Source organism: Plantactinospora endophytica, assembly GCF_016862915.1.
In the GTDB taxonomy this organism is placed as follows: Bacteria; Actinomycetota; Actinomycetes; order Mycobacteriales; family Micromonosporaceae; genus Plantactinospora; species Plantactinospora endophytica.
This window is the reverse complement of sequence record NZ_BONW01000021.1, coordinates 446,739-466,018: the sequence shown is the minus strand read 5'-3', so window position 1 is coordinate 466,018 and position 19,280 is coordinate 446,739. Positions and strand designations below refer to the sequence as shown.

At 72.9% G+C, this 19,280-nt stretch carries 15 protein-coding genes, 1 tRNA gene and 2 pseudogenes; 12 read left to right on the top strand and 6 right to left on the bottom strand.

Features of this window, described 5'->3' with window-relative positions:
• The first annotated feature begins 71 nt into the window (after positions 1-71).
• On the top strand, positions 72-2,261 hold the full coding sequence (locus tag Pen02_RS23140; protein WP_203868149.1) for an amino acid adenylation domain-containing protein: 2,190 nt from the start codon (positions 72-74) through the stop codon (positions 2,259-2,261).
• Between the two features lie 72 nt (positions 2,262-2,333).
• Here Pen02_RS23140 and Pen02_RS23135 read toward each other — a convergent pair whose 3' ends face one another.
• The gene (locus tag Pen02_RS23135; RefSeq protein ID WP_203868148.1) at positions 2,334-3,380 is read right to left on the bottom strand and encodes a glucose 1-dehydrogenase; all 1,047 of its coding nucleotides are present in this window, start codon (positions 3,378-3,380) and stop codon (positions 2,334-2,336) included.
• Between the two features lie 102 nt (positions 3,381-3,482).
• Here Pen02_RS23135 and Pen02_RS23130 point away from each other — a divergent pair.
• Positions 3,483-4,088: pseudogene (locus tag Pen02_RS23130) on the top strand (NADH-quinone oxidoreductase subunit C); the annotation flags it as partial.
• A 284-nt stretch (positions 4,089-4,372) separates the two neighbouring features.
• On the top strand, positions 4,373-5,338 hold the full coding sequence (gene nuoH, locus Pen02_RS23125; RefSeq protein WP_203868146.1) for an NADH-quinone oxidoreductase subunit NuoH: 966 nt from the start codon (positions 4,373-4,375) through the stop codon (positions 5,336-5,338).
• A 152-nt stretch (positions 5,339-5,490) separates the two neighbouring features.
• Here the strand turns inward: nuoH and Pen02_RS23120 are convergent, their stop codons facing one another.
• The 3 genes from Pen02_RS23120 to Pen02_RS23110 form a co-directional block, all read right to left on the bottom strand.
• On the bottom strand, positions 5,491-5,778 hold the full coding sequence (locus Pen02_RS23120) for a hypothetical protein (RefSeq protein WP_203868145.1): 288 nt from the start codon (positions 5,776-5,778) through the stop codon (positions 5,491-5,493).
• The gene (locus tag Pen02_RS23115; RefSeq protein ID WP_203868144.1) at positions 5,751-5,927 is read right to left on the bottom strand and encodes a hypothetical protein; all 177 of its coding nucleotides are present in this window, start codon (positions 5,925-5,927) and stop codon (positions 5,751-5,753) included. Before Pen02_RS23115 ends, Pen02_RS23120 begins: the two co-directional genes overlap by 28 nt.
• Positions 5,928-6,155: 228 nt before the next feature.
• Positions 6,156-6,728 carry a Uma2 family endonuclease gene (locus tag Pen02_RS23110; RefSeq protein WP_203868143.1) on the bottom strand — a complete coding sequence of 191 codons (573 nt, stop codon included), beginning with the start codon at positions 6,726-6,728 and terminating at the stop codon, positions 6,156-6,158.
• A gap of 189 nt (positions 6,729-6,917) precedes the next feature.
• Here Pen02_RS23110 and Pen02_RS23105 point away from each other — a divergent pair.
• From Pen02_RS23105 to Pen02_RS23070, 8 genes and pseudogenes are all read left to right on the top strand, one after another.
• Positions 6,918-7,526, top strand: a pseudogene (locus tag Pen02_RS23105) (NuoI/complex I 23 kDa subunit family protein); the annotation flags it as partial.
• A gap of 230 nt (positions 7,527-7,756) precedes the next feature.
• Positions 7,757-8,260 carry an NADH-quinone oxidoreductase subunit J family protein gene (locus Pen02_RS23100; RefSeq protein WP_203868142.1) on the top strand — a complete coding sequence of 168 codons (504 nt, stop codon included), beginning with the start codon at positions 7,757-7,759 and terminating at the stop codon, positions 8,258-8,260.
• Positions 8,257-8,724 (top strand): NADH-quinone oxidoreductase subunit NuoK, encoded by a 468-nt coding sequence (gene nuoK / locus Pen02_RS23095; RefSeq protein ID WP_203868141.1) that lies wholly within the window; start codon positions 8,257-8,259, stop codon positions 8,722-8,724. Before Pen02_RS23100 ends, nuoK begins: the two co-directional genes overlap by 4 nt.
• Complete coding sequence (locus Pen02_RS23090; RefSeq protein WP_203868140.1) at positions 8,721-10,661, top strand: NADH-quinone oxidoreductase subunit 5 family protein; 1,941 nt, start codon at positions 8,721-8,723, stop codon at positions 10,659-10,661. The genes nuoK and Pen02_RS23090 overlap by 4 nt, the downstream gene beginning before the upstream one ends.
• A complete protein-coding gene (locus tag Pen02_RS23085) occupies positions 10,658-12,181 on the top strand; it encodes a complex I subunit 4 family protein (protein WP_203868139.1) in 1,524 nt (507 codons plus the stop codon). The genes Pen02_RS23090 and Pen02_RS23085 overlap by 4 nt, the downstream gene beginning before the upstream one ends.
• Positions 12,182-12,197: 16 nt before the next feature.
• Complete coding sequence (locus tag Pen02_RS23080) at positions 12,198-13,799, top strand: NADH-quinone oxidoreductase subunit N (protein WP_203868138.1); 1,602 nt, start codon at positions 12,198-12,200, stop codon at positions 13,797-13,799.
• Between the two features lie 130 nt (positions 13,800-13,929).
• Positions 13,930-14,814, top strand: a complete 885-nt coding sequence (gene htpX / locus Pen02_RS23075; RefSeq protein WP_203868137.1) for a zinc metalloprotease HtpX — start codon at positions 13,930-13,932, stop codon at positions 14,812-14,814.
• Positions 14,815-15,152: 338 nt separating this feature from the next.
• The gene (locus tag Pen02_RS23070; RefSeq protein ID WP_203868136.1) at positions 15,153-16,418 is read left to right on the top strand and encodes an MFS transporter; all 1,266 of its coding nucleotides are present in this window, start codon (positions 15,153-15,155) and stop codon (positions 16,416-16,418) included.
• A 163-nt stretch (positions 16,419-16,581) separates the two neighbouring features.
• On the opposite strand, the gene Pen02_RS23065 is transcribed toward Pen02_RS23070, so the two are convergent.
• Together Pen02_RS23065 and Pen02_RS23060 are read right to left on the bottom strand one after the other, a co-directional pair.
• Positions 16,582-18,078 (bottom strand): FAD-binding oxidoreductase, encoded by a 1,497-nt coding sequence (locus Pen02_RS23065; protein WP_203868135.1) that lies wholly within the window; start codon positions 18,076-18,078, stop codon positions 16,582-16,584.
• Between the two features lie 343 nt (positions 18,079-18,421).
• Positions 18,422-18,916 carry a YajQ family cyclic di-GMP-binding protein gene (locus Pen02_RS23060; protein WP_107269378.1) on the bottom strand — a complete coding sequence of 165 codons (495 nt, stop codon included), beginning with the start codon at positions 18,914-18,916 and terminating at the stop codon, positions 18,422-18,424.
• Between the two features lie 146 nt (positions 18,917-19,062).
• Between Pen02_RS23060 and Pen02_RS23055 the strand changes: the two genes are divergently transcribed.
• Positions 19,063-19,143: transfer RNA gene (locus Pen02_RS23055), tRNA-Tyr, on the top strand.
• The last annotated feature ends 137 nt before the right edge of the window (positions 19,144-19,280 follow it).

Genomic DNA, 19,280 nt, shown 5'->3' with positions numbered 1-19,280 from the left:
GGTGGTTAGGCTCCGGCCCGGGTTTCCGCCGACGAGCGGCGGGGCGGCGACCGGAACGGGGGCGGGGCGGCGTGTTCGCGGGACTCGACGAGATCGACTGGGCTGGCATGTCCCACGCGTACGGGCCGGCGGTGGAGGTGCCGGAGCTGCTCCGGGGACTGGTCTCCGCCGACCCGGCGACCCGGGAGATCGCCCTCGACGGCATGTACGGCGCCGTGCACCACCAGGGCGACGTCTACGCCTGCACACTCGCCTGCGTGCCGTACCTCTTCGAGGTGGCCACCAGCCCCGGCGGCCCGGACCGGGGACCGGTGGTGACGCTGCTGGCCAGCATCGGCGGTGCCGAGGTCGACGACCTGGACGAACTCCTCCGATCCTACGAGGACGAGGACGGTGAGGACGGCGACGACGAGGACGGCGACGACGAGGACGGTGAGGACGACGGCGACGACGAGGAGGACGAGGCGGAGAACTACCGCCTCGCCCACGCGGCGGTGGCCGCCGGGTTCCCGGTCTTCCTCGACCTGCTGACCGACCCCGATCCGGCGGTACGTCGGGCGGTGCCGGAGGCGATGCTGGTGTGCCGGGCCGAGGCGGCCCGGGTACTCGACGTGCTGCGGCACCGACTGCCCGCCGAGCCGGATCCCGAGGCCCGGACCGCGCTGGTCGAGACCGTCGGCACCCTGGTACGCCGGGCCGCCGCCGGCCACCTGCCCGGGGTGGGCGAGTCGACGTTGCGTTCCGCCACCGGTTGGCTGCTGGACCTGGTCGACGACGGCTCGGTCGCGCCGGCCCTGCGCCTGACCGCGCTCACCTCGGTCAGCGCGGGTGCGCCGAGCCTGCTGCCGGCCGACCTGGTGCCCCGGGCCCTGACCCTGCTGGACGGGGCGTACCAGACACCGGCTCCGCCGCCCGAGCCGGCCGGATTCTCCACCGACACCCTGCTCGGCGCCGTACGCGAACTGCGCGAACAGGCCGACGCCGGTCGGCAGGGACCACGGCTCGGGCCGGCCGTCGGCAGCCTGAGCCGGGCTCTCGGCGACCGGGTCGAGGACCGGCTCCGGCTGGTCGGCACCCTGCTGCGCGGGTCCGACCGGGAACGCAGGCTGGACGCGCTGCCCGCCGCTGCTCAACTCGTCGACGGCTGGCGGGGCGACTACCGGGAACTGGTCGTACTGCTCGCAGCGCAGTTGGCCGACCCGCACCCGAAGTTGTCCCGGGCCGCCGCGCGGCCCCTCGTACACCTCGGCGAGCTGAACCGGCCGGCGGCCGACGCGCTGGCCGAGGCGGTGACCGGCGCGGCGCGGGAGGAACCGCACGACAGTGCCGCCGGCCCGCCGGCCTGGTTGATGGTGTGGCCGAGTCACGGACCGACGGTCGGCGGCACGCTCACCGCGCTCGCCGGGCTCGGCGACCTCCGGGCGCTGCCGCCGCTGCGGTGGGCGCTGGAGCGGGACGATCCACCGAAGGACGTCGGCGCGGTACTGAGCGGGCTCGGCCCGGCCGCCGTCGAGCTGCTGCCGCTGGTCCGGCGAGAGTTGCGGCGGCTCACCCCGGAAAGCCGGGACTTCCAGGAGCGGCGTGGCGGGCTGGCCCGGGCGGTCGGCGCGCTCGGCCCACTGGGTGTGCCCGCCCTGCCCGAGCTGTTGCCGCTGGCCACCGACCCGTGGGTGATCCGCGAGATCGGCCGACTCGGTCCGGCTGCCCAGGAGGCCGTACCGGTGCTCCGGCCGCTGCTCGACGCGCCGGAGCGCGGGCCGGCGCTCGCCGCCGGATCCGCGCTGTACCGGATCACCGGGGATCCGGGGCCGGTACTGCCGGTGCTCGGCCGGTTCCTCGACGGCGACGGCTACGACGCCGCCGACGCGGCCGAGGTGGTCGCCGAGATCGGTCCGGCCGCCGTCGGGTGGCTGCCCCGGCTCCGGGACCTGCTCCGGCAGCCGGACCCGAACACGTGGCTGCACCTGCGGGCCGCCCGGGCGATCTGGCGGGTGGCCGGCGACGCCGGGGCGGTGCTGCCGGTGCTGTCGCGGATCTGGGACCGCAACGTGTACACCCGGTCGGACGTGGCGAAGATCTGGGCCGAGATCGGCCACCCGGCCGCCGCCGCGCTGCCGCTGCTCCGGGCCGAGCAGGCCCGGCCGCGCCGACACACCGCCCGGGACACCGGTTGGGGCAGCGGACAGGTCACGGGGGACGAGGAACTGCTCCGGCTGATGGCCGGCGCGGTGACCGCCCTCGGCGGTGACGATGCCGGCTGAGCCGGCACGGCCCGGCTCGGCCTGGCCGGGTAGCCGATCGGCGCCAGCGATCGGCGGCCGGGGCATCGGCGGTCAGCCGGAGAATTCGAGGACCACCTTCACGTCGTCCGGCTCCGGCTGGTAGGCGTCGAGATACCGCTCCACCGGTACCCGCCGGGTGATCATCCTGGCCAGCCAGTCCCGGTCGGCGGCGGCCAGCGCGTCGGCGGCGAGTTCCCAGTGCCGGCGGTTCGCGTTCACCGTGCCGAAGACCACGTTGTTCTCCAGCACCAGCGCCCGGTTGAGCGCGCCCGCGTCGAAGTCGATCGTCCGGCCGCCGGAGGAGACGCCGGTCAGGCAGACGATCCCGTTCGGGGCCGCCTGACACATCGAGTCCAGCACCACCGCCGGGACGCCGGTGCACTCCAGCACGATGTCGAACTCTATGCCCAACTCGGGGACGGTACCTGTGTGGAACTGCCCGCCGAGCGCCTCCACCAGGGCGGGCTTCTCGCCGTTCGCCGAGCGGTTCAGCACGTGCACCTCGTAGCCGCGCTGCGCGGCGAGCAGGGCGGCCAGCAGGCCGATCGGCCCGGCCCCGGCGACGAGTACGGTCTTCGGCTCCCAGGCGGCCCGGGCGCCGATCCGCTCGATGTGCTCCCACGCCTTCGCCACGACGCTGGTCGGTTCGAGCAGCATGCCGAGGCCGGCGAGTTCCGGGTCGAGGCGTACGGCGTACTTCGGCGGGATCCGCCAGCGGTCCCGGGCGAAGCCCTGGAGGCACTTGATGCCGTGCTCGGTGTAGAGCCCGTTGCGGCACATGTCCCACTCGCCGGCCGCACAGTTCGAGCACGGTACGGGGTCGGGGTGCCGGACGATCCCGGCGACCAGGTCACCGGGGGAGAGGGAGCCGCTCGGGTCGTCGAGTACCCGGCCCAGCGACTCGTGTCCGAGTACCAGCTCGGTGGCGCCGGGTGGCGGCTCGCCGTACCGGCCGTCGATGATCTCGCGGTCGGTGCCGCAGATGCCGACCGCGACCGCCTCCACCAGGACGGCGCCCTCGTCGGGGCTCGGCTCCGGGAAGTCCTCGGCCAGCCGTAGGGAGTCGGCCCGGCCCGGGGTCACGGTAATCGCGCGCACCTGGTCATTCTTCCCCGGCGACCGGTCCGACAGGCCCGGAGTCGCCGAATAACCGGTCCGCGACCCGGCGTACCGCCCATGGATGGCCCTAGGATCGCGGACATGACCCCGGAACAGGTCGGCGACCGGTTCGGCACACTGCTCGCGGACGCGGAGGTGACCGTCGGGCAGTCCGGCGGCCAGGCGTACGCCCGGACGACCGTGGACGTGCCGTCCGGCAGGTGGCGGGACGCCGTCCGGGTGGCCCGGGACGACAGCGAGCTGGCCTGCGACTTCTTCGACTGGCTCTCCGCCGTCGACGAACTGGCCGAGGGATTCGACGTGGTGGTGCACCTCTGGTCGACCACGCTCCGGCACGGCGTACTGCTCCGGACCCGGGTACCCCGGGAGGCGGCCTCGGTCGGGTCCGTGGTGGACCTGTTTCCCGGTGCCGCCTGGCACGAACGGGAGACGCACGAGATGTTCGGCATCGACTTCGCCGGTCATCCCGACCTCGCGCCCCTGCTGCTGCCGCCGGAGTTCGAGGGGCATCCGCTGCGCAAGGAGTTCGTGCTCGCCTCCCGGGTGGCCAAGGCGTGGCCGGGTGCGAAGGAACCGGGCGAGTCCGAGGCCGGCACCGCCCGTCGACAGGCGATGCGCCCGCCGGGCGTACCCGCGCCGGGCGAGTGGGGGGTGGCGGCGTCCATGCCCGTCTCCGCCGCGCCGGCCTCCGGCCCGCCGGCCCGTACCCGACCGGCCAGGCGTCCGCCGACCGCGCCCACCTCGGGTACGCCGACCGCGCCCACCTCGGGTCCACCGGCCGCCCCCGCCTCAGGGCCGCCGGCCGCCGACACCGCCCCCGCCTCCGCCCCGCCGGCTGACGAAACCGCCGCCACCTCCGGCCCAGCGGCCGACGCGGGCCGGCCGGCCGGAGAGACCGGGTCAGCCGCGCGACCGCCGGCCGACGGGGCCGACGGGTCCGGGGCGGCCGGGGGCAGCGGGGGAGGTGCCTGATGCCGCTCTGGCTGGAGCTGCTGGTCCGGGTCGTCGGGGTGGTCGCGGCGTTCCTGGTGCTGCCGCTGGTCGTCGGGCAGGCCGAGCACAAGGTGATGGCACACATGCAGGGCCGGCTCGGCCCGATGTACGCGGGCGGGTTCCACGGCTGGGCGCAACTCATCGCCGACGGCGTCAAGTTCGTGCAGAAGGAGGACGTCACGCCGCGCGAGGCGGACCGGGCGGTGTTCCGGCTCGCCCCGGTGGTGGCGCTGGTGCCGTACCTGCTGGCCCTGCTGGTCATCCCGCTCGGGCCGAACGACCTGGTCGGGCAGCCGCTGGACATCGGGCTCTTCTTCGTGCTGGCGGTGGTCGGCGTCGGGGTGGTCGCGGTACTGATGTCGGCCTGGGCGTCGGCCAACAAGTACAGCCTGCTCGGCGGGATCCGGGGCGCGGCCCAGTTGCTCGGCTACGAGCTGCCGCTGGTGCTGGCGGCGGCGAGCGTGGCGATGGCGGCCGGCACGTTGAGCCTGCCCGGCATCGTCGAGGCGTGGCAGCCGTGGTGGCTGCTCTGGCAGGCCCCGGCGATGGTGGTCTTCTTCGTCGCCGGGCTCGCCGAGATCCGCCGCCCGCCGTTCGACATGCCGATCGCCGACTCGGAGCTGGTCTTCGGGTACATGACCGAGTACACCGGCCTCCGGTTCGCCTTCTTCCTGCTGGCCGAGTACGTCGGCATCGTGGTGATCGCCGCGCTGACCACGGTGCTCTTCCTGGGTGGCTGGCAGGGGCCGTTCGGCGACGACTACCTCGGCTGGCTCTGGACGCTGATCAAGGTGTTCGCCGTCTCGTTCGTGATCATCTGGTTCCGGGTGACGTACCCCCGGCTGCGTGAGGACCAGTTGCAGCGGCTCTGCTGGCTGGTGCTGGTACCGGTGGCGCTCGGCCAGCTCGTGCTGACCGCCGGGGTCAAGCTCGCGATCGCCTGACCCGGCCGTCCACCGTCGCGTCGCCGCCCCGGGGCGCCGTCCCTGCCCGGGCGGCGGGATCGCGGCGGGACTTCGGGTTCGGCAACAGGCTCGCGGGGTCCGGGAAGGGAATCGTCGTTGCCGCGACGATCCCCTTCCGAGACCCCGGATCCTCACTGCTCCGGCGGGTACCCGTGCGCCGCCGGGCGGTCGTCGGGTAAGACCGCCGTGAATGGCAGCGGGTTTTGCCGGCACCATTCCACCGCCACCGCGCTCCGGAAGCACCGGCCCTCCGGACCGGCCCGCTCGCCACATGCCTGGCACAATCCGCCGATCATCCGATGCAGCCGGATTGTTTCGACAAGGCGTGTCCAGACAACCTCGGGCGGTAGCGGCTGGCCGCTCGCGGCGACGTCCAGATGACCGCTGAGGATCAGTGCCTCGCGTGCGTCGAGTTCCACCGCCAACCCCTCATCTGCTCGTCGCGGTGCGCCCAGCGGTGACCGGGCGGCAGTACGCAGGTGCGCCCGTCGGCCGGGTGGACCGCCCCGCACTCCGGATCGGGTGCGATAGGGCGGTCGGCACCCTCGACCATGTCGCCAGAGGTCACCCGGATTCCTTCCGCAGGGCGTTCCAGGGAGCAGTGTGCGAGCCTTCGCCGCCCCCACCCCACCCTCGGTGTCCGTCGTCGACGGTCCGGGTCCGGCATTGTCCGGTCAGTGGCAGGGATCGGACCGGGGGTGCACGAGACAATCCGAGCCGGGATGGACGGACACCGGCCCAGCCGGGAGCAGCCCGCCTGGAAGGTAGCGACGGGCGTCGGGTGCGCCGGGGGTAGCTAGAGGTGGCGCGGGGTCAGCCGGCTGATCGGCAGGTTGACCGGCCAGGGTTCACCGACGTCGACGGACTTCGTCCACCGGCCCGTCTCGACGTAGACCTCTTCGACAGGGTCGATCCGATGAGTGTGTACGACCAGACCGTCATCGATCTCGATGCGCCAGTAGTAGGGAATTCCGGCCTTGCCGTACAGGGCCGGTTTGAGAATCCGGTCCATCGACTGCGAGCCCTCGGAGACGATCTCGACGGCGAGCACCACCTCGTGCGGCTCGTACCTCGCCGTGCGGCGGGCGGCTGCGGCTGCGGTGGTGACCAGCACGTCCGGGATGAACGAGCGGCGCTGGCTGATCCGCACCTCGACGCCCTGGGTGACGTCGTACTGGTCGGGGCAGTCCTCGTCCAGAGCGGCGGCGAGCCGCCAGGCGATGGTCTGGTGTGCCGCGGTGGGGGAGGGCGGCATGATCAGGAGTCCGTCGAGAAGTTCGCGGCGGTGGCCGTCGTCGGGCATGGCGTCGAGGTCGTCGGTCGTCCACCCACCCGCCGGCGGGTACGGACCGTTCAAGGCCGCGGTCACGACTTCCCTCTCGCGGTGCCGGGCTGGCTCACATCACCCGAAGCCACCGTACCGCGTCAACTGGGCGGGGGTGGTCGCGCCGGAACGGCTGACACGGCAGGATGGGCGCATGAGCGAGCGCAGCGAGCGAATCAGCGGGCTCAGCGCCGACGAGTCTCAGAACGGCCGGGTCCGGAGCGGAGTGCCGGCATGAGCGTCCCGGGCGAGGGGTTGGCGAAGGGGCTCGCCGTCACCCTCAAGACGATGACCCGCCGCTCGCACACCCAGCAGTACCCGGACGTCGCCCCCGACCTGCCGCCACGGTCCCGGGGCGTGATCGCGCTGCTGGAGGAGAACTGCACCGTCTGCATGCTCTGCGCCCGGGAGTGCCCGGACTGGTGCATCTACATCGACTCCCACAAGGAGGAGGTGGCGGTGCCCGGCGCGGCCCGGCCGCGTCAGCGCAACGTGCTGGACAGGTTCGACATCGACTTCTCGCTCTGCATGTACTGCGGCATCTGCATCGAGGTCTGCCCCTTCGACGCGCTCTACTGGTCCCCGGAGTTCGAGTACGCCGAGTACGACATCCGGGACCTGCTGCACGACAAGGAGCACCTCGGGGAGTGGATGGCGACCGTGCCGCCGCCGCCCGCGCACGACCCGAACGGCGAGCCGGCCAAAGAGGAGACCGCCGCGCTCAAGGCCGCCGCACCGGGCGCGGCCGGGGACCGGTCGGCCGGTCCGGCGGTACGCACCCGCCGCCCGGCCCGCCCCGCCACCGCCCGCCCCGGGACGACCCCGGCCTCCGCTCCGCCGGCTGCCGACGAGCCCACCTCTGCCCCACCGGCCTCCGCTCCGCCGGCTGCCGACGAGCCCACCTCTGTCCCACCGGCCGCCTCGCCGGTGACCGACCGACCCGCCTCCGCCGAGCGGCCGACCTCCGCCGAGCGGCCGACCTCCGCCCCACCGGCCGCCGACCGGCCCAGCTCCGGGCCGCCCGCCTCGACGCCCCCGTCCAGTTCCGGGCCGCCGGTCGACGGGGAGTCGCCGTGACCGCCGCCGACGTGCTGATGCTGGCCCTCGGCGCGGTGGCGGTCGGGGCCGGCGTACTCGTGGCCTCCACCCGGCACCTGGTCCGGGCCGGTCTCTACCTGGTGGTCTGCCTCGGCGCGGTGGCCGGGCTCTACCTGGTGCTCACCGCCGAGCTGGTGGCCTGGGTGCAGTTGCTGATCTACGTCGGCGCGGTGGTGGTGCTGCTGCTCTTCGCGGTGATGCTCACCCGGGCACCGATCGGCGCCGCCGACGACCTGGACCGGCCCGGCTGGCCGGCCGCACTGGTCGGCGGCGGGAGCGGCCTGGGCCTGGCCGCCCTGCTTGTCGACGCGTACCGGTGGTCCACCGTGGACCTGCCGGAGCCGGGCACCGCCGAACGCCTCGGCACGGAACTCTTCCGCGCCTGGGTGCTGCCGTTCGAGGTGCTCTCCGTGCTGCTCCTGTCCGCCCTGGTCGGGGCGATCGCGATCAGCGTACGGATTCCGGAGCGGCGCAGGTGAGACCCGCCATCCCGTACGTCGTCGCCGCCCTCCTCTTCGGCCTGGGCGTCTACGGCGTGCTGCGTCGGCGCAACGCCGTACTGGTGCTGATGTCCGTCGAGTTGATGCTGAACGCGGTGAACCTGCTGCTGGTCACCGCCGACGCCGCCCCGCTGCACGCGGCAACCGGCCGGCCTGCTCCGACGGTCGACGGTGCCGCCGCGCTGCCGCTGACCGGGCAGGCGTTCACGCTCTTCGTCATCGTGATCGCCGCCGCCGAGGTGGGGGTGGGGCTGGCGATCGTGCTCCAGCTCTACCGGCTGCGCGGCACGGTGACCGTCGACGACGTACGCCTCGACACGCACACCCCGGACACCGGGCCACGGGCGATCGTGGAGGCCCCGGCACCGGGAACAGCGGTAACAGCAGCGGAAAGAGCAGCGGGCAGAACGGCCGGACCGGCGACCGAAGGGCCGGGGCGATGAGCGCGGCGACGGTCTCCGGCGCGCTGCTGCCGGCCGTACCCTTCGGACTCGCCCTGGTCGGGCTGCTGCTGCCGCAGCGGTCCCGGGCCGTCGCGGCGGCGCTCGGCATCGGCGGCGCGGCGGTGGCGCTGGCGGCGGCGATCGCGCTGGTCGTCGCCCTCGACGGCCGGGGCACCGAGGCGAGCGCCGAGTGGATCGACTTCGGCGGGCTGTCGGTCAACCTCTCCCTGCGGCTCGACCCGGCCGCCGCCCTGGTCGCAGTCGCGGTGGCGACGGTCGCGCTGGCCGTGCAGGTCTACTCGGTCGGCTACCTGCACGACGACGACCGGTACGCCCCGTACGCCGCCCAGGTCGGCCTCTTCACCGCGGCGATGCTGCTGGTGGTGGTGGCCGGTGACCTGATCATGCTGCTGGTCGGCTGGGAGGTGATGGGCATCTGCTCCTATCTCCTCATCGGCCACGACCGCCGGCTGCCGGAGGCGCCGGCCGCCGCCGTGAAGGCGTTTCTGGTCACCCGGGTCGGCGACGTCGGGTTCCTGCTCGGCATCGTGATCCTCGGGGTGGCGGCCGGCAGTTTCCGGATCACCGACGTGCTGGCCCACGACTTCGGCACCGGCACGCTGACCGCCGCCTGCCTGCTGCTGCTCGCCGGGGTGGCCGGCAAGAGCGCGCAGTTCCCGCTGCACACCTGGCTGCCGGACGCGATGGCCGGCCCGACCCCGATCTCGGCGCTGATCCACGCCGCGACGATGGTGGCGGCCGGGATCTACGCGGTGACCCGGCTCTTCCCGCTCTTCGAGCGGGCTCCGGCGGCGCTCGCCGTGCTCGGCGTGATGGCCGCGGTCACCCTGCTGCTCGGCGCGCTGGCCGCGACCGCCCAGGACGACATCAAGCGGGTACTGGCCTGGTCGACGGTCTCTCAGCTCGGCTACATGGCCGGGGCGCTCGCCGTCGGCTCACCGCCGGCCGCGCTCTTCCACCTGCTCAGCCACGCCGCCTTCAAGGCGCTGCTGTTCCTGGCCGCCGGTGCGGTGATCCACGCCGTCGGCAGCAACCTGATGTCCGCGATGGGCGGGCTGCGCCGGCCGATGCCGGTCACCTTCTGGTGTACCGCGATCGGGCTCGCCGCGCTGGCCGGGGTGCCGCCGCTGGCCGGGTTCTGGAGCAAGGACGGCATCCTGGTCGTCGCCGAACAGGCGGCCCTGCACCACGCCGGGCCGACCGCCGCCTGGGTGGGCTGGCTGGTCTGGCTCGCCGGGCTGCTCGGGGTCGGGCTGACCGCCTGGTACGCCACCCGGCTGCTGCTGCGTACCTTCCTCGGCGAGTCCCGGGCCCAGACGCATCCGGTCGACACCCCGGCCGCGTACGCGAGTCCGGCGTCCGCGATCGACGCGCCGGCCGGGTCGCCCGCGCACACCCCGGCCGGGGCGCCGCACGATCCGCCGGGGCTGCTGCGCTGGCCGGTGATGCTGCTCGCGGTGCCGAGCGTGGCACTCGGGCTGGCCGTCTTCGTCACCCCGTTCCGGGACGCGCTGGCGATGGACGAGACGCACCTGGACAGCTTCGTGATCATCCCGGTGGCGCTGCTGGCGGCCGGTGCCGGGCTCGCCTGGTGGCGCTGGCGGGCCGATCCGGCCGCCGATCCGGCGACCGGACTGGGGCCGCTGCGCCCGGCCTTCGCCCGGGCGTTCTGGCTCGACGAGGTCCAGCACGCCCTGGTCGTACGGCCGGTGCGGGCGCTCGGCCGGCTGGCCCGGCGGGCCGACGAGGGGCTGGTGGACGGGGCGGTCGAGGGGACCGGCCGGGGGACCGCCGGACTCGGCGGCGGACTGGAGCTGCTGCACCGGGCCGGGGTGCCCCGGGCGGTGGTGGCGGTACTCGGCGGCGCACTGCTGCTCGGCCTCGCCGCCGCACTGGCCCTCGGGGGTGCGGTGTGACCCTCGGCGGGCTCGGCCTGGTCGCCACGCTGGCGGTGCCGGCGGTCGGCGCGGCGGTGCTCGCGGTACTGCCGGGCCGGTTCGACCGGGCCGCCCGGATCACCGGTACGGCCTTCGCCGCCGTGACTCTGGTGCTGGCCGCGCTGCTGGCGATCGGCGCCACCGACACCTGGACCGCCTACCAGCCGCAGTCCGCCGGAGCACCCGGCATCCACCCCTGGCACGAGCTGGACCTGAGCTGGGCGCCCGGGCTCGACCTGCGGTTCCAGCTCGGCGTGGACGGGGTCTCCTATCCGCTGGTGGTGCTGACCGCGCTGCTGACGCTGCTCTGCTGCGCGTACACCTGGTGGCGGGTGCCGGCGCCCGGGCGGGGTCGCAGTCTCGTCGCGCTGCTGCTGGTGGTCGAGGTCGGCATCCTCGGTACCTTCCTCGCCCTCGACCTGGTGCTCTTCTTCCTCTTCTTCGAGGTCGTCCTCCTCCCGATGTACGCGATCATCGCGGTCTGGGGCGGCGAGGACCGGCAGCACGCGGCCCGGAAGTTCGCCCTCTACACCCTCTTCGGCTCGGTGTTGTTGCTGGTCGGCGTCTTCACCGTGGTCACCGCCGCCGGCACCGCCGACCTGACCGAGCTGACCGGCGGCACCGGCCTGTCCCGGGGTACCCAGATCGCCGCGTTCGTGCTGCTGGCGATCGCGTTCGCGGTGAAGAGCCCGCTGTGGCCGCTGCACTCCTGGCTGCCGGACGCACACACCCAGGCGCCGACGGTCGGCAGCGTGATCCTGGCCGGCGTACTGCTGAAGATGGGCACGTACGGGCTGATCCGGGTGGCGGTCGGGGTGGCGCCGGAGGGGGCGAGGGCAGCCGCCGGAGTGCTCGGGGTGCTGGCGGTGGCGGCGATCATCGTCGGCTCGCTGGTCTGCCTGGCGCAGAGCGAGCTGAAGCGGCTGATCGCCTATTCGAGCGTCGGGCACATGGGTTTCGTACTGCTCGGCATCGCCACGCTCTCCGCCACCGGCATCCAGGCGGCGCTGATCGGCAACATCGCACACGGCGTCATCACCGGCCTGCTGTTCTTCCTCGCCGGTGCGGTCAAGGACCGGGCGCACACCGGAGCGCTGGCGGAGCTGGGCGGGCTGCGCGAGAGTACGCCCCGGCTCGCCGGGCTGCTCGGCTTCGCCGCCATCGCCTCGCTGGGGCTGCCCGGTCTGGCCGGGTTCTGGGGCGAAGCCTTCGCGGTGGTGGCCGCCTGGCGGGTGGGCGGTCCGCTCTGGACCACCCTGGCGGTGCTCGCCGCGCTCGGCGGGGCGTTGACGGCGGCGTACCTGCTGCGGCTGCTGCGCCGGGTCACGCACGGGCCGGCCAGCCCGGCGGTGCTGACCCTGACGCCGGGACTGTCCGGGGCCGAGGTACTCGCCTGGGGGCCGCTGGTGCTGCTCGCCCTCGCCATCGGGCTCGCCCCGACCCTGGTGCTCGGCTACGCCGAGGTGCCGGTAGGGGCACTGCTGGAGGCGATCCGATGAGACCCTCAGCCGGCGGGTGGATGCCGTGATCCAGAGCGTGGACAACGTGGCGCTGCTGCCGGCGTACCTGGCGGCCGGCACCGCCGTACTCGTGTTGCTGGCCGACCTGCTGGTGGCCAGGCGCGGCGCGACGGTGGCCGTCTTCGCGGCCGGGGCCGCCGCCACCGCGCTCGGCGCGGCGCTGGTCGGCGCGGCCGGCCCTCGGCGGACGTTCTGCGCCGGCCCCGACTGTTCCTACCTGGCGAACGGCCGGGCGGCGCTGGTCGGCTGCCTCTTCGCGCTGCTCACCCTCGGCGTGTTGGCGCTCTCCGCCCCGCTGCTCCGCTCCGGCCAGGTGCCACCGGGGGAGTACTGCTTCCTGCTCGCCTGCTCGATGACCGGCGGCGTCGTACTCGGTGCGGCCGGTGACCTGATCACCCTGGTCGTCGCCCTGGAAACCCTGACCCTGCCGCTGTACGTGCTGGTCGGGCTCCGGCACCGCAGTGTCGCCGGTGCCGAGGCGGCGCTGACGTTCTTCGTGGTCAGCGTGGTCGCCACCGCCGTCACCCTGCTCGGCGCCGCGCTGCTCTACGCGGCCACCGGGGCGGTGCACCTGAGCCGGCTCGCCGCCGTCTTCGAGGCGGAGGCGAACCGACCGGTGCCGGTCGGCGGCGACTTCTCGACCGGCCCGCCGCTGCTGGACCTGCCGTTGACCGTGGTCGGGGTGGCGCTGGTGGTGCTCGGGCTGGCCTTCAAGGTGGCGGCGGTGCCGTTCCACGCCTGGGCGCCGGCCACCTACGACGGCGCACCGGTGCCGGTGGCGGCGTACCTGTCCACCGCCTCCAAGCTCGGCGGCGTCGTCGCGCTGCTCGCGGTCGTCGCGACCGCGCTGCCGGCCGAGGTGACCGGCCCGCTGCTGGCGGCGGTGGCGGTGCTGACGATGACCGTCGGCAACCTGGTGGCGTTGCGGCAGCGCCGGATGGTCCGGCTGTTGGCCTGGTCGTCGGTGGCCCAGGCCGGCTACATCGTCGCCCCGCTCGGCGCGCTGGCGCTGTCGGCCGGCCGGACCGCCGAGGCGCTCGACACGGCGGTCGCGGCGGCGGTGGCGTACACGGTCTTCTTCGTGGTGTTGGAGTTGGCCGCGTTCGGGGCGGTGGTGGCGCTGCGGCCGGCCGCCGTAGACGGTGGCGAGATCGCCGACTACCGGGGCGCGGCCCGGCGCCGACCGTGGGTCGGTGCGGCGTTCGTGCTCGCGCTGGTCGGGCTGGCCGGGTTGCCGCCGGGGCTGGCCGGGCTGTTCGCCAAGGTCACCGTCGTACGGTCACTGCTGGCCGGCGAGGCCGGCTGGCTCGCCGTCGTGGTGGCGCTGAACGCGGTGATCGGGCTCGCCTACTACGTACGGGTGGCCGCCACCCTCTACGCCCCGGAGCCGGCGGCCGACCGGGCCGGCGACGCGGCTGCGGCCCCGGTCGTCCCCGCCGATCCGGGTGCCCCCGCCGCGCCCGTCGGCGCCCCGGTGCCGGGAACCGGACCGGTCCGGCCGGCCTGGGCGGTTGTCGCCGCGCTGGCCGTCGCCACCCTGGTCGCGATCGCCGTCGGCTTCGCCCCGCAACTGGTCCTGGACGTCGCCGCACTGTGAGATTGGCCGCCCCGGCACGCGAACGGGGCCGTTTCCCAGGTAACTCTCAGTCATATCCGGATTGTTGAGCGGGTACCCCGGTGTTGTACCGGTCAGCGGGCCCACCGGTCCGCGCACCGAAGGAGTTATCGTGCATAGCCATCACAACCGGCTCAAGACAGCCGCGCTTCTTGGCCTGCTCACCGCTCTCATCCTCGGCGTCGGCTACTGGTTCGGCGGCAGCGGCGGTCTGGTGATCGCCGTACTGGTCTCGCTGGCCATGAACGCCGCCAGCTACTTCTGGTCGGACAAGCTCGCACTCCGCGCGATGCGGGCGCAACCGGTCACCGAGGCCGAGTTCCCCGCGCTCTACCAGATGGTGCGGGAGTTGGCGACCGAGGCGAAGCAGCCGATGCCCCGGTTGTACGTCAGCCCGACCATGCAGCCGAACGCGTTCGCGACCGGCCGTAACCCGCAGCACGCGGCGGTCGCCGTGACCCAGGGCATCACCCAGATCCTGGACTACCGGGAACTGCGGGGCGTCATCGGTCACGAACTGTCCCACGTCTACAACCGGGACATCCTGATCTCCAGCGTGGCCGCCGGCCTGGCCGGCATCATCACCATGCTGGCCAACCTCGCCTGGTTCATCCCGCTCGGCGGCGGGGACGACGAGGACTCGCCGAACCCGGCCGTACTGCTGCTGACGCTGATCCTCGGCCCGATCGCGGCCACCCTGATCCAGCTCGCCATCAGCCGTAACCGGGAGTTCCAGGCGGACGCCTCGGGTGCCGCGCTGACCCGGGACCCGCTGGCCCTGGCCAGCGCGCTCCGGAAGATCCACGCCGGTACCAAGGCGCTGCCGCTGCCGGCCGACAACCGGCTGACCAGCACCGCCCACCTGATGATCGACAACCCGTTCAAGGGTGGCGGCGTGGCGAACCTCTTCTCCACCCACCCGCAGATGGAGGAGCGGGTACGCCGCCTGGAGCAGATGGCCAACGCCAACGTCGGTCCGGTCCAGTACCAGCGCTGACGCACCGCCCGCAGGCCAGGTAAGTAGCCGATCGGCCCCGCCTCCCGACACGGGGAGCCGGGGCCGATTCGTCGGGTCCGCTGGGGTCCGGGCCGATCCGCAGGCCGCACCCCGGGCCGCCGGATCTCGGGTCGCCGGACCGCATCCGGTCCCGGGCAGGACCCGAGGCGGTACGGGTACGGACAAGATCGTGACTTCGGGCAAATCGAGTTCAGTGCGCGGGCCGGTCACGTTAGGGTCAGAAGGTCACCCACTCGTTACATTCGCCGACTCGCCCCGGATCGAGCGACCGCGTCCCACGGTGACCAAGCTCCGACGACCCGAGGAGGAACGGTTCCGTGACCGCGCTGCGGCAGTACCTGGGAGTGTGGCGGATCCCCGGCGCGCCGATGCTGCTGATCGCCGGCATAGTCGGCCGGCTCGGCATCGGCATGACCCCGCTCGCACTGTTGATGGTCGTCGAGCAGGTCACCGACCGGTACGCCCTGGCCGCCGTGGCCGGCGGCGTCTACGCGCTCGCCGGAGCCGCGCTCAGCCCGGTCGCCGGCCGGATCGCCGACCGGGTCGGACCGAGCCCGGTACTGCTGGTCACCGCCGTGGCGCACCCGGTGGCGCTGGTCGGACTGCTGCTGGCCAGCCGCGCCGGCTCCGACGCGCTGGTCCTGATCTTCACCGCCTCGGCGGTGGCCGGCGCGACGTACCCGCCGCTGACCGCCGCGATCCGGGGCGCCTGGAACGACCTCACCGATCCCGCCTCCGGCCGGTACGCCCTGCGCAACACCGCGCTCGCCGCCGAGACCACGCTCTTCGAGGTCGTCTTCGTGGTCGGCCCGCTGCTGGTCGCCGCCTTCGTGCTGCTGGCCGACGCCGCCGCCGCGCTGCTCGGTGCCGCCGTGGTGACCCTGGTCGGCACCATGATCGTGGCGCTCGGCCGGGTGATGCGCGGCTGGCGGCCACATCCCCGGGAGAGCCACGCCAAGGGGCTCGGCCCGCTCCGGGTCAGCGGCTTCCCCGCCCTGCTCTTCTGCGTGGCCGGGCTCGGCATCGCCTTCGGCGCCGCCGGGGTGGCCGTGCCGGCGTACGCCTCCGCGCACGATCCGGTCGACGCGGAGAGCGTGGCCGGGGTACTGCTGGCGATGTGGGGGACCGGCAGCGCGATCGGTGGGCTCTGGTTCGGCACCCGCAAGCCGGCCCGGAACGCCGCCCGCCAGTTCGGGCAACTCCTCGGCCTGCTCGCGGCGACGTTCGTGGTCTTCGCGGTGATGCCGAGCCCGATCGCGCTCGGCGTGGCCCTGGTGCTCGGCGGGGCCACCATCGCCCCCGCGCTGACAGTGGAGAACACCATGGTCGGCCGGATCTCCCCGGTGAGCATGCTGAACGAGTCGTACACCTGGGTGGTCACCGTCGCGGTGGGCGCCAGCGCGGCCGGCGGCGCCGGTGCCGGGGTACTGGCCGACCAGGTCGGCGTACCGTGGGCCTTCGTCTTCGCCGGAGCGGCGGTGGCAGCCGCCGCCGTGGTCGCGGCGCTACCCACCGGCTCGATCGCCCGCGCCGAAGCCCAAGCCGAGGTACGCCTGGAGCAGGCCCTCGCCACCGAAAGCTGAGCAGTCACGTCCGTACGACCGGCTTTGAGCGGCGGCCCGCCGACGGCGTCGTACGACTGACGGCGGCGTCCCGACGGACGCAGCGCTGCGCCGGATCACCGGCATGGACCCGCCCAGCCCGCACGCTCGTCGAGCACGGACTGGGCGGGTACCACCAGGTGGCTCACCAGGTTGCGGGCGGAATGCTCTGCTCGTACTGGAAGATGTTGTGCAAGTCGTACTTCGCCTTGATCTTGCGTAGCCGGTCGAAGTTGGCTCCCCAGTAGGCGGTCTCCCAGTCCTGCATCCCGATGTTCGGCACGTTGACGTAGGCGCCGTCCACGTACGGTCGCAGCGCCTGGCTGAACTCGGCGATCCAGGCCTGCGCGACCGGGGTGGTGGCGTCGCCGCTGTTCGGCTCCCCACGGGTGCCCCAGCCGGCGCCGGGCTCGGAGTAGAAGAGCACGTCACGGTGCGGGTACGCCGAGCCGCCCCGAGGTTCCTCCGTCTGCGCCCCCGTGCCGAATGCCTGGGCGAAGAAGTTGCTGTCCTCCGAGGGCGCCTCCAGCATGAACGCGCGGATCAGCTCGATCGCCTTGGTCGGGAACGGCTCACGGGTGAACTGCGAGAAGAACTTCCAGTTCGCCGGTTCGGCATCGGTCGGGATCTGGAATCCGGCGTAGACCTCGCCCCAGCCGCCGGTCTGCACCGTGACCTCGGGAGTGTCGATCGAGAGCAGCGGTTCCAGGATCTCCCGCGCCTCTGCCTCCGTTCCGGCCGCGAGCACCGCGAACAGCAGGATCTGCGACGGGTGGATCTCAAGCTGGGTTCCGAGGCGGTGGTCGGCGAACGGTGCGATCCGTTGCCAGGTGTCGAAGATCTCGGGCAGGTCGTCGAGCCCTTCCCACGTCACCTGAAGGTAGGTGACACTCCGCAGTGGGGCCACCTTGTAGGTGAGCGAGGTGACGATTCCGAAGTTGCCGTTCCCGGCGCCGCGGAGTGCCCAGAGTAGGTCGGCGTGCTTCTCCCGGCTCACCTCGATCGCCCTGGCGCCGTCGGCACCCGAGGCGACGACGACTTCCGCACCGACCAGGCTGTCACAGGCCATCCCGAGATAGCGGGTGAGGAAGCCGAAGCCCCCGCCGAGGGTGGCGCCGGACAGGCCGACGCTTCCCTCCGTACCGGTGGTGACGGCGAAGTTCTGCTGTCCGAGCGTGGTCACCGCCTCCAACTGGTTGAGCCCGGCGCCGACCGTCGCCGTACGGGTGGTGGCGTCGATCTGGGCCGACTTCAACTCGCTGACGTCGATCACGATGCCGTTGTCGACGTTCGACCAGCCTTCGAGGCTGTGCCGGCCACTGCGTACCCGCAGCGCGACGTCGTTCTGCCGCGACCAGGTGAGCGCGTTGACGACGTCCTGGGTCTCCTGGGCGAAGACGATGACCAGCGGGTAGTGGGTGAACAGTTCGTCCCAGCCGAGGCTCGCGTTCGGGTAGTCGGGATCACCGGGGCGGACGATGCGGCCGGTCAACTCTGCCGGCGGGCTCTTCACGCTGTCTGATAATCGCGAGTCGTCGGTCGCGAAGCTCGGGGTGCTGCCGGCGACGATGCCCGGGAGCACGACGGCCCCGGCCCCGGCCGCCGTCGCCTTGAGCAGTTTGCGACGAGAAAGGTCGTGCATGGTCCGCATCCTCTCGATCGGGCCCGCATGAGACTGGACTAAAGGAACTTTCGCCACCATCTGGGCGCAGACCAACGGTAATGCGGAGGACTTCCCCGAAGACATGAAACTGTGTCCGAAAACCCGGTCGAGTGATGCCGACCCACCTCCCGCGCTCGACCAGTAGGGAGCTGCGGGGTTTACGGGCTCGGGGGTACCGCCGCAAGGGGGCGGCTGCGGGCCGCCGCGCCGTCGGCCCGCTCCAGGCGGACCGACGGCAGGCGGGACGAGAGAACCAAACAGAGGAACGATCGGGTACGGGTGACGCGCTCCACTTTCGGCCGACAGGCCGGTCGGCGTCCTCTTACCGGTAGTTGGTGAACTGGAGGGCGACGCCGAAGTCCTCGCTCTTGAGCAGGGAGATCACGGTCTGCAGGTCGTCCTTCTTCTTGCCGGTCACCCGGAGCTGGTCGCCCTGGATCTGCGCCTGTACGCCCTTCGGCCCCTCGTCGCGGATCTTCTTGCTGATCGCCTTGGCCTTGTCCGAGTCGATGCCCTGGATGATCTTGCAGTCGATCTTGTGGACCTTGCCCGACGGGCGCGCCTCGCCGGCGTCCAGGGACTTCAGCGAGATGTTCCGCTTGACCAGCTTCTCCTTGAAGACCTCCAGGGCCGCCTTGACCCGCTCCTCCGTCTCGGCCTGGAGGCTCACCCCCTCCTCGCCCGACCAGGAGATGTCGGCCCCGGTACCCCGGAAGTCGAAGCGGGTGGAGAGCTCCTTCTCGGTCTGCCGGAGGGCGTTGTCGATCTCCTGCCGGTCGACCTTGCTGACGATGTCGAACGACGGGTTGGCTGCCATGATTCCGCTCCTGCTGTGGACGACATGAAGGTGTGCCGGGCCTGCCCGGCGGCGGTACGACATGCCGACGGTACCCGCTTGCGCGATGGCCCGATGCAACCGCTATCCTTGCTTCCGCTGCCGCGTTCGACGTGGCGGCACGCCCTGGCGGGTTGCCCGAGCGGCCAATGGGAGCGGACTGTAAATCCGTCGCGAAAGCTACAGAGGTTCGAATCCTCTACCCGCCACAAGGTGCGAAATCAGCCCCTGACCTGGGACAACCGGGTGAGGGGCTGCTTTCGTTCGATGGCTTCCTGGGATTTGCCCCGGCAGGTCGGCGTTGGCCGTCCGGGGTGTCCTGGTGGCGCTGCCCGCTTCCGGATGA

What these genes read in the sequence shown, in the direction of transcription:
- Pen02_RS23060 (WP_107269378.1), bottom strand. Translation starts at nt 18,916, where the DNA reads ATGGCAGCCAACCCGTCGTTCGACATCGTCAGCAAGGTCGACCGGCAG.
- Pen02_RS23090 (WP_203868140.1), top strand. Translation starts at nt 8,721, where the DNA reads ATGAGCGCGGCGACGGTCTCCGGCGCGCTGCTGCCGGCCGTACCCTTC.
- Pen02_RS23065 (WP_203868135.1), bottom strand. Translation starts at nt 18,078, where the DNA reads ATGCACGACCTTTCTCGTCGCAAACTGCTCAAGGCGACGGCGGCCGGG.
- nuoH (WP_203868146.1), top strand. Translation starts at nt 4,373, where the DNA reads ATGCCGCTCTGGCTGGAGCTGCTGGTCCGGGTCGTCGGGGTGGTCGCG.